The organism is Methanosarcina acetivorans C2A (assembly GCF_000007345.1).
Lineage (GTDB): Archaea > Halobacteriota > Methanosarcinia > Methanosarcinales > Methanosarcinaceae > Methanosarcina > Methanosarcina acetivorans.
The window spans coordinates 1,121,744-1,135,393 of record NC_003552.1 but is presented as its reverse complement, the minus strand read 5'-3'; the positions used below and the strand labels follow the sequence as shown (position 1 = coordinate 1,135,393).

The 13,650-nt window shown below is 44.3% G+C and carries 13 protein-coding genes; 7 read left to right on the top strand and 6 right to left on the bottom strand.

The features are described from left to right. Nucleotides 1-111 precede the first annotated feature (111 nt). The 5 genes from MA_RS04960 (at nucleotide 112) to MA_RS04940 (ending at nucleotide 6,104) form a co-directional block, all read left to right on the top strand. On the top strand, nucleotides 112-1,380 hold the full coding sequence (locus tag MA_RS04960; protein WP_011020992.1) for a BatD family protein: 1,269 nt from the start codon (nucleotides 112-114) through the stop codon (nucleotides 1,378-1,380). 55 nt (nucleotides 1,381-1,435) lie between these two features. After that, complete coding sequence (locus MA_RS04955; protein ID WP_048066160.1) at nucleotides 1,436-2,551, top strand: tubulin/FtsZ family protein; 1,116 nt, start codon at nucleotides 1,436-1,438, stop codon at nucleotides 2,549-2,551. Between the two features lie 464 nt (nucleotides 2,552-3,015). Then, the gene (locus MA_RS04950; protein WP_011020990.1) at nucleotides 3,016-4,224 is read left to right on the top strand and encodes an iron ABC transporter substrate-binding protein; all 1,209 of its coding nucleotides are present in this window, start codon (nucleotides 3,016-3,018) and stop codon (nucleotides 4,222-4,224) included. A gap of 18 nt (nucleotides 4,225-4,242) precedes the next feature. Next, nucleotides 4,243-5,313 (top strand): FecCD family ABC transporter permease, encoded by a 1,071-nt coding sequence (locus MA_RS04945; RefSeq protein WP_011020989.1) that lies wholly within the window; start codon nucleotides 4,243-4,245, stop codon nucleotides 5,311-5,313. Beyond that, on the top strand, nucleotides 5,310-6,104 hold the full coding sequence (locus tag MA_RS04940; RefSeq protein WP_048065008.1) for an ABC transporter ATP-binding protein: 795 nt from the start codon (nucleotides 5,310-5,312) through the stop codon (nucleotides 6,102-6,104). The genes MA_RS04945 and MA_RS04940 overlap by 4 nt, the downstream gene beginning before the upstream one ends. Before the next feature lie 163 nt (nucleotides 6,105-6,267). Here the strand turns inward: MA_RS04940 and MA_RS04935 are convergent, their stop codons facing one another. From MA_RS04935 to MA_RS28410, 5 genes are all read right to left on the bottom strand, one after another. After that, nucleotides 6,268-6,726 (bottom strand): 30S ribosomal protein S15, encoded by a 459-nt coding sequence (locus MA_RS04935; RefSeq protein WP_011020987.1) that lies wholly within the window; start codon nucleotides 6,724-6,726, stop codon nucleotides 6,268-6,270. Between the two features lie 238 nt (nucleotides 6,727-6,964). Beyond that, nucleotides 6,965-8,272 (bottom strand): DUF7284 family protein, encoded by a 1,308-nt coding sequence (locus MA_RS04930; RefSeq protein ID WP_011020986.1) that lies wholly within the window; start codon nucleotides 8,270-8,272, stop codon nucleotides 6,965-6,967. A 114-nt stretch (nucleotides 8,273-8,386) separates the two neighbouring features. Then, nucleotides 8,387-9,022: a hypothetical protein gene (locus tag MA_RS04925; RefSeq protein WP_226990765.1), complete on the bottom strand. Its 636-nt coding sequence runs from the start codon at nucleotides 9,020-9,022 to the stop codon at nucleotides 8,387-8,389. Next, the gene (locus tag MA_RS04920) at nucleotides 8,997-9,629 is read right to left on the bottom strand and encodes a hypothetical protein (RefSeq protein ID WP_011020984.1); all 633 of its coding nucleotides are present in this window, start codon (nucleotides 9,627-9,629) and stop codon (nucleotides 8,997-8,999) included. The genes MA_RS04925 and MA_RS04920 overlap by 26 nt, the downstream gene beginning before the upstream one ends. Then, a complete protein-coding gene (locus MA_RS28410; RefSeq protein WP_011020983.1) occupies nucleotides 9,626-9,928 on the bottom strand; it encodes a hypothetical protein in 303 nt (100 codons plus the stop codon). The genes MA_RS04920 and MA_RS28410 overlap by 4 nt, the downstream gene beginning before the upstream one ends. Between MA_RS28410 and MA_RS28405 the strand changes: the two genes are divergently transcribed. Next, entirely contained in the window at nucleotides 9,927-10,112 is a 186-nt protein-coding gene (locus MA_RS28405; protein WP_226990764.1) for a hypothetical protein, read from the top strand. The genes MA_RS28410 and MA_RS28405 overlap by 2 nt on opposite strands. 611 nt (nucleotides 10,113-10,723) lie before the next feature. Then, entirely contained in the window at nucleotides 10,724-12,208 is a 1,485-nt protein-coding gene (locus MA_RS04905) for an IS1182-like element ISMac1 family transposase (RefSeq protein WP_011020521.1), read from the top strand. Between the two features lie 117 nt (nucleotides 12,209-12,325). Here MA_RS04905 and hisS read toward each other — a convergent pair whose 3' ends face one another. Continuing rightward, complete coding sequence (gene hisS / locus MA_RS04900; protein ID WP_011020981.1) at nucleotides 12,326-13,567, bottom strand: histidine--tRNA ligase; 1,242 nt, start codon at nucleotides 13,565-13,567, stop codon at nucleotides 12,326-12,328. Between the last annotated feature and the right edge of the window lie 83 nt (nucleotides 13,568-13,650).

The following is a 13,650-nucleotide window of genomic DNA, read 5'->3' as shown; positions in this document are numbered from 1 at the left end:
ATGCCTATTATCCAAATATGTAAATGATTTGAATTTTAAGACATCCTCTAAGATATTCGGGCAATAATCTGGAGTAAACAAGCTTATTATCAGGTCTTTGGGGTAGCAGAAGTGAAACTAAAAGGGATTTACATAACTGTTTTGTTTGCTTTTCTTGTCCTGCTGATATCTGGCAGTACAGCTTCGGCAAAAACTGTAGTATATGAGGGAGATATTGAGGAAGAACAGGCATATCAGCTTAACAATTACATAATCGAAATCACTGATATCTTTCCTGAAGCCAATACAGCCTCATATTATGTGTATGAAAAGGATAAAGAGGTAGCAAATGGCCTGCTGGATGTAAACGAGAGTGTTGAGTTTGACTTTGAAGAGGGGGGTAAAATCCAGATGCGCCTGAAGTCCGTGCACACTGGAGGAGTATTGCCCAGAGCAACGGTTGAGATCAGCATATCAGACTATAACGCAGGAGACCTCTACGTGAGTGAAGTTGTTGAAAAAGGGCGTTCTGAAGCAACTTTCGCAGGAGACCCGGAGATTGTAATAACAAAGTCTATAGATAAATCGAAAATCGAACTCGGAGAGGAAATAACCGTTACGGTAAAAGCAAAGAATACCGGAAACGATACTGCAAATAACGTTTTGTTTACAGACCCGAAACAGGAACACTTTGTCCTTGAAGAGACCACGTATGAAGTTTCAGGTGCAGTTCCCAAAATCGATTATGGAGAATCGGTTCCTGAGACTCTCGTTTACATATATAAATTAAAGGCAACCGAGGCAGGAACCTTCGACCTCAAAGCCGTGACCGCTACTTATACTAACAGCGCAGGCCAGACCTACCAATCTTCTTCTAACACTCCTTCTATAAACGTAAGTGAAGGAAATAAGCAAAGTGCAAATGTTGAAACCGTAATGAATGTGGATGTCTCATCCATAGAAAGAAATGGAGAGATAACCTCTACGGTCGTCCTGAGAAACACAGGCAATGCTCCTGCGCAGGCTGTCCGCCTTGATATTCTTGTTCCGGAAGGCCTTGAGTATGTGGAAGGCGAAGATGGCATTGAAACCGTAGGCGGAACTCCCAGAATATATATCGAGACACTGGAACCAAATAACGACAAAGAGTTCACATATACCTTAAAAGCAAAAGAAATTGGTACTTATAATGTAAGTTCTGAACTTTCTTATGAATACAACAACGGCATAGACGCCGGAAACCTGAAAGGGAGCAATAAGTCAACCACACCGAGTATCAATGTCAAAGAAGGGAAGTTCGATTTTCTCATTAAAAATCCGCTGTATATCATAATTTTTATAATTATCCTTGCAGCCATTGGGGTCCATATATATAGAAGACACAGGCAATACCGATATTAATAGGATAACTCCAGACAGGAAAAATGTGGAAATATTCTTGAAATGGAGGAGTTTTTTGCTCAATATACTGATAATAGGAAACGGGCAATGCGGGAACAGGATTCTTGATTCCATTAACCGGCATGCACTGGGAGGGGGGAAAAGCTGCGGCAAACTTGCCAGGTTTTATTCCACGCAGAGATTTAAAAGCCATGTCGAAACTCTTGCACTGAACACTGCAATTAATGACCTGAAAGAGATGAAATTTACAAAAGCGAAGGATAGAATCCATATTGAGCACCTGCATGGGGTTGGTGCAAACCGGAATGTCGGAAAGCAGGTTTTTGAGGAGAAAAAAGAGATAATAATGCGGCAGATTGAGGACAGGGGCAATTTTGATATGGCATTTGTGATAACCTCGGCTTCCGGGGGGACCGGTTCTTCGTTTACCCCTCTTCTCGTAAAAGAGATGAAAAAACGATATAATTATCCTGTTTATTGTCTCGTTGTCCTCCCTTTCAGGGAAGAGGGAACGCTTTATCTGCAAAATACCGCCTTTTCGATTCAGGAAATCCGCCAGAACGGAGCTGATGGAATAATCCTTGCAGATAACCAGTACCTTAAAAACATCGGAGGAAGCATTCAGGAAGCCTATGATGGCATTAACGACATGATTGCCGAACGTATACTCTTCCTGCTTGATGCCCTCGACAGTGAGATGATGATGGTAACAGACCTTGGGGATTTTCAGACTGTCATGAGCGGGGGAGCAGGCCTTGCAACGATGGGTTTTTTCAGGGCTGATAAGGAAATACCTATCAAAACAGCAATCCAGAATTCACTTTCCCCTTCAAGTCTTCTGTTTTCAACCGATGTTTATGAAGAAGCGAGCAGGGCAATGATTGTGATCAAAGGCGACCGCAAATACCTGAGCATAGATGATATCTCTACTGAAATCGAAAAGTTATCTGGAGCCGTAGGGCATGTATTTAAGGGGATAATCGTGCGCAGTGGCGAGTACCCTCAGGTCCTATCTGTACTCACCCTGGAGACAGCCCGTGAAATGGAAAATCTCTACAGCGTAGCTGTCCAGGCGATTAATCAGGAGAAGGCAAAAAAACAGCGTGTGGAAGAAGGATCTAAAATGGAAAAAGCCTTTTCGCAAATTGAAGGGATGGAGCCTGAATACTGAAATTTAGGTCCTTCTCCTTCTGATATTATTCTTTCGTTTTTCAGGTTTTTCAGACATTTTTATTGAACTTATTTTGAACTCGATTTTCCTATTCCTAGTTTTCGATTGCGACCTTTTTTGAGCCTGAATTTTCTATTCCGAGATTTCTATCGGAGCTTCCTTTAAGCCAGGGTTTTTCCGTTCTGAACCTATCAAAAAAGTTAACGGTTACAAGACATCACAGTGTCGGGAATGAATAATAACGGGTCCATAATAACGGGTCCATAATAATGGGTCCATAATAATGGGTCCATAATAATGGGTCCATAAAACACTACTTCCACAAGCACGGATACCATCAATCAAAATCAAAATCGTAACAAATCACACCAATTCTAATAAATAATTGACATTGTAAGAATTATTTGAAAAAATTAGTTAACTTTATGTAATACACATTCTCTAGTAAAATAGAGGAAAGTAACATGAAAATCTCCCCAGGTATTAAATTGAAGAAACTTATTTTCATCGGAGTGCTTATCGTTTCCCTGATCGCAAGTTCAGGATGCACGGACAACACCACATCGTCCGAAGATGCAAAAAGCACGGTTCAGGCTGATTCTGAAGGGATCACAACAGGTACCGATGAATCGGTAGAGTCGGCAGAAGTCACAATTACGGACGGGTTCGGTAGAGAAGTCACTATACCTTCAAACGTCGAAAGTGTCGTCTGTTCAGGAGCAGGGTGCCTGCGCTACCTTGTATACCTTCAGGCCCAGGACCTCATAGTCGGAGTTGACAGCATAGAGACAAGGGAGTCAGAGATCGAAGGTCGTCCCTACGCCCTTGCAAATCCTCAACTGAAGGACTATCCGCTGATAGGCGAATTCAGAGGCAATGATGACCCTGAAAAGATCATCGCAATCGGCCCGCAGGTCATCCTCAAAACGGATTCAAACGACCCTGCAACTGCTGCCGCAAATGCCGACGAGCTCCAGGAAAAAACAGGCATACCTGTAATCGCCTTCCCATACGGGTCTACAAGAAGCGAGGAAGATAAAGCTGATATTTACAGCTCTATCCGGTTAATGGGAGAAGTTGTCGGAAAGCAAGAAAGAGCAGAAGAAGTGATTTCTTACTTTGAAGCAATAATGGAAGACCTTGATAACAGGACGGCAGACATTCCCGAAGCCGAACAAAGGACAGTTTATGTAGGCGGAGTGAGCAGTGCAGGAGCCCACGGGATAATTTCCACAGAGCCATCTTATGCCCCATTCCTCTGGGTGCATGCAAACAATGTTGCCTCCGGAATCGGGGTGGACCATGCCGACATATCCAAAGAAAAACTCGTAGAATGGGACCCTGAATATATCTTTGTTGACGTAGGAACAATTCAGCTTGGGGACGGCGGAGCCATCAACGAGCTAAAGACAGATTCCTCACTCGCAGGACTTTCAGCTGTGAAGAATGGAAATGTCTACGGTGTAGTACCCTATAATTACTACAGTACAAACCACGAGTCAGTACTTTCAAACGCCTATTACGTTGGGAAAGTTCTCTACCCGGACCGGTTTGAAGATATCGATCCGGAGACAAAAGCTGAGGAGATATTCACCTTCTTTGTGGGAAAGCCTGTATTTTCAGAGCTGAATGCGCAATACGATGACCTTGGCTTCACACAGCTTTCTCTGTAAAACGGAGGGTACAAAGAAGTGCACCTTTACAATGGAGAGATTCCGGCTGACTACCTCGGATATGTACGACGCAAATCCATCTATATCCTGGGGGGAGTCATCCTCCTCTTCTTAATGTTTATATATTCTATCTCTGTTGGGGCCGTATCCATCCCCCCCTATGAGGTACTAAAAACACTGATGGGGCAAAATGTCTCAACCAAGTGGGATGCTATTATCTGGAACATCCGCCTCCCCCAGGCGCTTGCGGCAATTGTTGCGGGAATCGGACTCTCCATAACAGGAGTGGTGATGCAGTCGATCCTGCGCAATCCCCTGGGCTCTCCGTTTACCCTGGGGATCTCGAATGCAGGCGCTTTCGGAGCTGCCGTCTCTGTGATCATCCTCGGAACAGGAAAAATGCAGTCAACTGTTGCAAATGCAGTTACGATCAACAACCCTTACCTGACAACTATGACTGCATTCTTCTTTTGTCTCCTCGCAACAGGGATAATCCTCATCATCTCCCGGATACGGGGATCTTCTCCTGAAGTAATGGTGCTTGCCGGAGTTGCACTCTCTTCTCTCTTCACAGCAGGAACAATGTTTTTGCAGTATTTTGCTGACGACACCCAGCTTGCTGCCGTCGTTTTCTGGACATTTGGAGATGTTGGGAGAGCAAACTGGAATGAACTGGCAATTATGACAGGAATTGTCCTGCTTGCGATCTTATTTTTCGCCATCAACCGCTGGAACTATAACGCTATCGATGCAGGAGACGAGACCGCAAAGGGACTCGGAGTCGATGTGGAAAAAATAAGGCTTATAGGCATGGTTGTGGCAGCGCTGGTATCGGCAGTAATTGTAGCCTTTCTAGGGGTCATCGGCTTTGTTGGATTAATTTGCCCACATATGGTCAGGCGGCTCATAGGGGACGACCAGAGGTACCTGATCCCGGGCTCTGCCGTTATGGGAGGACTACTCCTTCTTATTTCGGATACAGCCGCGAGGCTTATAATAGCACCATACGTGCTTCCGGTTTCCGTGCTCACCGCTTTTATGGGGGCACCTACGTTTATTTATCTGCTTATTAGGGGGTATCAACGATAATCCTTTCTGTAGAAGAACTTCAGTTTTTATATCATAACCGCAAGATCCTTAACGAGATTGCCTTTTCGATCGATGAAGGCGAAGTTGTCGCAATCCTGGGACCAAACGGCGTTGGCAAGACTACCCTGTTAAAATGCCTGAACAGAATTCTCCATCCGAAAGAGGGAGCAGTCCATATCGACGGGGAAAACCTTTTCGACCTCGGGACAATGGAGATTGCCCGACGTATCGGATATGTCCCGCAGCGCGTGGAGACAGGAAGGCTGACAGCTTTTGATGCAGTCCTTCTCGGACGGCGGCCCCATATAAAATGGAATATTACGGAAAAGGACCTAAAGATCGTCGATTCAGTCTTCAGGCTGCTCTCGATGGAAAACCTGCGCCTGTCCTATATCGATGAGATGAGCGGAGGAGAACTTCAGAAGGTAGCAGTAGCCCGTTCCCTTGTCCAGGAGCCAAAAGTCCTGCTCCTTGACGAGCCGACAAGCAGCCTTGACCTGAAGAATCAGGTGGAGATCCTGGCTATTATCCGGAAGATAGTCCTTGAACACGGGATCGCGGCTGTGATGACGATGCACGACCTTAACCAGGCCCTCAGATATGCAGACCGGTTTATCCTTCTGAAAGGGGGAAAAATTCATGCCCACGGAGGGGTGGAAATAATTACCCCTCAGGTAATCGAAGAGGTATACGGTCTACCTGTGGTCATTGGAGAGGTTTCAGGAATTCGATGTGTCGTCCCGGGGAGCCCTGCATGGGACTGCAGCACAGGCTACGTTGCAAGTAGATAACGAAAGTTATAATGGAACAATGAAAAACGACTATGACCAAAAAAACATTGGACTACACTTTCTGAACTCTCATATCAGAGTACAGAAGGGGTTCACACATTAAAAAAGTATAGAGAGGTTTGCCTTCTGGCAAACCCTATTAATTAAATCAAAAATTCCAGGATTACCTGGTAATCATCATTTCTGCGGTTTCAGGCTTGTAGAACCAGTCTCTTGGGAGTACCTTTTCCTGTTTGTAGTATTTAACAAGCCTTCTGATCTTGGATTCTGTAAGGTTAAGGGAACGCTTGTTGTGGACGTCTTTCTTGTTAACAGAAAGGTGCTTCCTCAGTCCCAGAGCCTTTACGATAAGGTTGGTAAGGTCTTCGGGAATGTTAGGAGCAACATTGTTTTCCTTGAGAATCGTTGTGACCTTCTTACCTGTTATGAGCTTGGCGTCAGGGACTCCGTAGCGGTCTCTTAAAACCATGCCGATTTCGGCTGTGGAGACACCCTGTTTCCAGAGGTCGAGGACAATTGTGGTAACTTCGTCTGCTCCAATCTTGCACCACTCAGGCGGATCGGTTCTGATAGGCCTGGTGGAGGAAGACTTGCCTTTTCTTTTGGTGTGCATTTTTGCCATAATGATTCTCCTGATATCAATTGATCGATACCCGAAAGAGTGCTCTTCGGGTTGAAGTTATATCTTTACCGATTATAACGGACCAACAAATCGATCGGGAGATTTAATCCGCCACAGCAAACTGCTGCGTGGCTTTTTTCAGGAACTCCTGCAAAAGCATAAGTTTTCGGTAAAAACATGACTAGAGAACGCACCATAGGATATATACTTTGTGTCGGAATTCCGGGATTTCAGGTTGTTAAAACGGTTTCCAGAGATAAAGGACTATCCTTGCCCCCCCAGGATTTACCTGTCTGTAAATTTCCTCTATCCGGGCATCCCTAAGAGCCTGAGCCTCAGAGAGATCTTCAACTTCGATTATGGAATGAACAGTCTCATTAATCTCGCCCGAAAATTCAGCTTCAAGTTCTGCCCTTATCTCTGTTCGGATGTGGTCCGCCAGCAGGTCTTCAAGCAGAGAGAGTTCTGCCGCGGATACATTTTCGGAATAGTTTTCGGGATAGGGCTCCGAATCAGGGGCAAACCCGGATTCAAGAAGGGTTGAGAGATAAGCATTAAATTCGTCTTCCGTTGAGGAGGAATTGGCTTCACCCGCATTTTCAGAAACCCCGTAAAGCAGGGTCTCAAAAGATTCATCGGCTTCTTCTCCAAAAACAGACCCCGAATAGTCTGACGGGAAAATCAGTCCAACAACCGTTTCCGCCCCTTCAAGCGCTGCAGCATCAAGAGAAGCATTAAAAGCCCGGAAAAGTTCTCTTGAAGCCTCTTCCTCAGAAACGTTAAGAGAAGCTTCAAGCACGGAATCATTTACGCAGGCAAGAAGGGAACCCCTGGAAGGTGCACTGGCATAAAGGGGCATGGAGAGCTTTGTACTCTGCCGGATAGCATTTGCAGGAGGCTTGTCCCCAACTATAAGTTCACTCCCCAGAGGAAAAGCTTCCACGGGATACCAGTAAGCTTCAAACCGATAAGAAAACCTTCCTGCGATTTTCCTGTCCAGATAAATTGCGATAGCTTCGGAAGCCTGAGCCGAATAGTCCTCAGCAAGGGGATTGAGAGAAACGGCTGAACCGTTTTTTGACAGGGAAAGGGAGATGGCAAGGTAGTCGGCGGTCAGGTCAGCAAAAGTCCTGTGTTTCTGTTCCTTCCCGAAAAGAGTGTGAGCAGGACTTTCCACAACCGAGTTTTCGGGGACTGAAACATTCAGCACCGAAAGAGGAGAGATTTCGTACTCAAAGTCCTCAAGTTTGCAGGAAAGCAGGGACTCGAGCAGATAAGTGTCCATTTCTGAAGAAGTCACATATCCGGCTGCAACATACTGCTCATCGGCCTGCAGGGAAGGCATAAGAAGAACTCCGGAAAGTGAGATTAATACAAGCAAAAACAGGGCATCAAAAACTGTGGAATAAGCCGAAGATTCCTTAATAGAGGATTCTTTGACATGATTAGAAGATCCATTGATATAAACGGAAGACCCCGTAACATAAACAGATAATTCCTTAACAGCTTCTTCCTTTACTTTTTCATTATTTACATTGTTTGGCACTCCGGAATTTTGAGAAGCTTTCAAAGACTTCAGAGATTTCACCCCCTGAATCAGAGATCCTTTCCAGAACCCTGTCACTTTCTGTTTTCAATACTCTCTCCGGCCTGAGTTTTTTTACACCCAGGAAGTTTTATACAGCACCACAGTAAGGGTTCCGGGAACTGATTCCGCAGGGCTTAACTCGATTACAACCGGCACTGAAGCCGCAACTTTTTCCCGTTTCCCCGTAAGGTAACCGGGTTCCACCATATCGGGTTCGAGTAACCACTGCCAGCGCCCGTCTTCGGTCCGAACTTCGACCAGAAAAGGATAGTTTCCGGAAAAGGCTGCAAAAAATTTCATACTCTCATCATGCCCGTCGGCCCCTGAAAGCTTGTCAAGGGCTGACGCCGAAAGCGTACCCGGGTTTTCGGCATGAAGGACAGGTGCTTCTGCTACCGTTCCTGCAAGAAGAGACGCACTTTCGTAGTTCTCAAGGGCAAAAGAACTGTCTTCATACCCCATATATGCCCTTGACAGGAGAACTGTAAGAACCACTAACCCTATAACGGCAAGAGCAGTGGCTACAAGATCGGAATGAGGTTCAAGGACTCCCCTTTCATCCCTGAGGATCGAAATACCAGATGAAGTGCTGGATGAAGCGCCGGATTTTTTCCCGAATTTTGTCCCGGCTGCGAATATTCTCCCAGCTGACTGTAAATTACCGGTAAGTCGGGACACAACCTTACTGATAAACAAGGACGCAACCAAAAGCAGAGACCCCCTCACTATCCTTCAAATAAATAAGTTCTTTCTTTATGGAGACGTTTTCACCTGCGTTCAAAACCACTTCCCTGGCCCCTGAGACCTGAAGGAAAGCCTTAATTTCCTGAAGTTCAGCTGTAAGAGGAGAGTCTTCACATCCCTCCGCTCCGAACTCTGTATGCAGACTTTCCCGGAGTACGGACTCGTTGAAAGGCAGAACCCTGAAAGCAAAGGGTCTTACAGCGCTGAAACTTTTTTCATCATATTTTGCCTTCAAATGAACATACTCTCCTGAAACCAAAACCTCTATATTTTTCCCAAACGGAGAAGCCCGAAAGATTTCGTTCTCATCAAAGCGATAGGAAAACTCTTCCGAAGCCTCTCTCTCAAAACTCTCTGCTCCAGCTTCGTCCACCACTACTTTGAAATCCCTGGCAAGGAACTCAAGCTGTTCTTGAGCCTCAAGATCTTTAAACCCTGCAATCAATTGAAAAAAGGCTGCAAAGAAGATTACACTGGCAAGGATAAGGGCTCCCTTTGAGATTAAAAAGTCAGCCCACGCCGAATCATCCTTTAAAAGATCCTTTTCCCTGCGGATTTCTCCTGACCTCATGTTTTTCTATCATCCCCTGTTTCAGATATCAGGACGAAAAGCCTACCGGATTCGGGTTCGAGCTTTGTTGAAAGGACCAACATATGCCTGCCCGGACCAAGTGAAAATGGTCCATCACACTCCGGATTCGAAAAGGAAGCAGCCGCAGGATAGAAGGTTGACTTCCCTCCTATAGTTATACAGTAATTATCTGCATCCTCGGGCCAGTGTCTCTCCAAACCGGGCAGAGCTCCAAAGTCCACAGACACCCTTTGGGGTATCCTTATTTCAAAGGCAATTGCACTCCCTTCTCCACGCATGGAAAGCTGTTCGGCAGCCGCTGTTAGTTTTGAAACTTCATCCAGGGCTTCCTGTTCCCTTGCCTGCTCCAGAAAACCAGAAACATGGATTGCAGAAAGGAGCAGAAGTACGGCAAAGACAACTCCCGTAACTGTAAGCCTGAAAGGAAGCCCGCATACTGCAGACTCATCAGTTACAATTTGACAGGCTAAAACCTGTGCTTTCCCAGCCGTAACTCTACCCCCCGATCCGGATTTCGGAAAACTTTGGAAACTCGGTGCAATAAACTTTAGGCAGTCAGACTATAAAAAGATTGTCTCGGGATTAAATGAGAGCATAAGACAATAAATATACACAGTAGTCATCATTTAGTATAATAAGACTGATATAAATCTTACTATAAAAATAGCATAACACGTTTCACGTTATTATGTCGTTCCTTTCCAGTTCAACCAGGAGAGCGGAATACGTGCTAAAAATAGGTATCCACTTCTTTTTTGAAGAGTAGATAGGCAAGCTAGCAGAAGCAATTATGTTTGAGGGAATCGAAAAACGGCTTCCAGAGTTAAGAAAAGCATCATCTGGCTGACAGGCGGTTCCATCCCCCACGTGGCGCAGGAAGAGAAAAACGAAAAATAATCTCTGGAATTCCGCAATAGATCAACGTAACCAGGAGCTACTAGATTGCAAATGAAAAGAAAGGAAAAAATAAAAAAAAAGCCAAACAGGTTGTCTCAAAACTATACTCTATCATACATTTGGGTCAGAAACCCGTAATCTTTATCTTTTTTACAAAACAAATTCCAGTGTTTCCCATGTTTCGAAAGTACGATCAAAAGCAGCAGTTTTTACTTCCGTTAGACCTGGAAGATTTTGTTCCTGAAAACCATATCGCCAGAGTACTAAACGACATCGTAGATGTCGTTGATATCACTGCTATTGAATCCACTTACTCTAAGGAAGGCTGCCCAGCCTATCATCCAAGACCTCTTTTAAAAATATTACTTTATGGTTACCTTATAGGCATTAGAAGTTCACGTAAACTGCAACAAATGACTCAAACTGATACTGCATTTATGTATCTGGCAGCCATGCAAAAACCTGATTTTCATACGATTTGTCGATTCCGTTCAACTCATCTTGGCCCTATAAAAGAAATCTTTTCCCAGGTTGTCACATTTTGTAAAGAAATGGATATGATTGGTTCCAGTATCTCAATTGACGGAACAAAGGTTAAGGCAAATGCTTCATCAAGACAGAGCAAGAGTTCGGATGCTCTCGAAAAAGAAATAGATAAGATACTTAAAGAGAGTATTGAGACAGATAAACATGAAGATGAAATTTATGGTGATTCAACACCATATCAGATTCCAGAAGAGCTTGTTGACAAGAAGAAAAGACTGGAAAAAATAAAAGCTGCTAAGAAGAAGCTTGATGAAGAAAAGCTGAAAAAAATAAACATCACAGATAACGATGCTCGAATTATGAAGCATAAAGATGGAAGCAAGAAACCTTCCTACAATTGTCAGGTTGCTGTTGATGAAAAAGAGCAAATAATCGTTGCAGCAGACGTTGTCAACGAAGAAAACGACCTTCATCAAATAGAACCAATGATACAGAATGTAAAAAACACACTGGGATATAAACCAACAATAGTACTTGCAGATGCAGGTTATTTCTCATATGAGAATCTGGAATTTTTACAGGAAGAAGGAATTGATGCTTATATTCCTGACAATTTCTATAAAGCTGAAAAAGAAGGAAAAACCAGGAGGTTCAGGAAGTCTCTTTTTACATACGATGAACAAAAAGACTGCTATTATTGTCCTGCTGCATTTGAAATCCCCTTTACAAGAATACAAAAGAGGAAAGGTGAACCTGATTTAAGGTATTATGTATGTAGCTATTGTTCTCAGTGTGTGCTGAAAAATGCATGTACTAAGAGCGGAAAAAGGACAATAACAAGAGATCCTAGGGAACATTTGATGGAGGATATGAGGGATAAACTGAACACAGAGAAGGGGACAGAAAAGTATCAGAAAAGAATGTCTACCGTAGAACCTGTGTTTGGTCAGATGAAACAGGATAGAGGGTTCAGAGAATTCCTATTGAGAGGAAAAAGGAAGACAGGAATTGAATTTGTTATGATGTGTACTGTACATAATATAAAGAAAATAGCAGACTTTATAAAAAGAGAAGGGAAAAACCTGAAAAGTATGCTGAAAATGATAGTTGGAGGAGGAAGTAAAGGATGGAATAAAGGGGGAATTCGAGCGAGAATAACAAATACTCTATGTTGATCCATGAAAATTATCTCTCATTGTTGAAATGAAATAAAAATTGAAATGGGTATTACCCAATTGTACAATTTAAAATGGTTATGAGACAGCCTGCAAAACAGAATAAAAGGAAAACTTTCAATCCTGCTGTCCTGTAATTTTTTCAATAATCTCTTCCAGCGTTAGAAGTTCCTGTTCTCCGGATACCATATCCCTGAGAGTCAGTTTTCCTGCCTCGAGTTCTTTTTCTCCGACTATAACCACATAATCAGCGTTAATGGTGTTTGCATAGGAGAACTGGGCTTTAAAGTTGCGCTCCATTAAGTCTATCTGGACAGGCAGGTAATTTCTTAATTCGCTTGCAACCTTTACGGCTTCGATGTGAGTTGCGGGCTTTGAGACCAGCACAAGGTTTTTGGATGCAGGCGGCACGAGAGGGCAGATCTCCATAATCCTGTCAAAACCTATTCCGAAGCCCGTGGAAGGCACGTCTCCACCTCCGAAAAGCTGGATAAGCTGGTAAGAGCCACCCCCGCAGACCTGCTTCTGAGCTCCCAGGCCCTCGGCATAAACCTCAAAGACCATACCCGTGTAGTAGTCAAGCCCGCGGGCAATCCCGAAATCAAGTGAGTAATCGACTCCGTACGCATCAAGAAGTTTAAGAGTCTTTTCAAAGCCTACAAGTTCGGGGATATTCCCGACTATTTCTTTTACCTTCGGGAGAATATACTTGCCTTCAAGGTGTATCAGGTGGAAGAGGTCGGACTTCAACTGTTCTTCTGCCCCGATTTCCTCAAGCAGGGATTCAAGACCTGCATACTCTTTCTTGTCCACAAGCCTCATTACTTTACTTACGATCTCGGGTTCAAGCCCTTTTAAAAGCGTACGGATCACTGCAAGGTTTCCGAGCTTCATGTCACCCTGAATGCCCACAGCTTTTAACAGGGCATCGGCAAGGGCAATAACCTCGGCGTCAGAGTCGGATTTTCCGCTTCCGATGAGTTCGACTCCGAACTGCCAGAATTCTCTGAAACGTCCTTTCTGGGGGCGCTCGTAGCGGAAACAATTTTCAAAGTAGAATAACTTCAACGGCTTGGGAAAAGGCTGAAGTTCGTTTACATACAGCCGCATGACAGGAGCCGTAAGTTCCGGCCTGAGGGTCATATCCCTGCCTCCTTTGTCCGTGAAGTTGTAGAGTTCCCCCACTATGCCTTCCCCGGACTTAAGGGTAAAAAGGTCCAGATGTTCAAATGTAGGCGTAATGATTTCACTGTATCCCCAGTTGCGGACAACATTTCGCATAACGCTTTCCACGTACCTTCTCCGGGCAGTATCTGCGGGTAAAAAGTCCCGGGTCCCTCTTGGCCTGTTAACTGTCATTTTTTAATGCACCTGATAGATCGAATTTAGAGAAATATTGAAATTAAGGAAATATGCTGAAGACATACTCTGCTGAATACGCA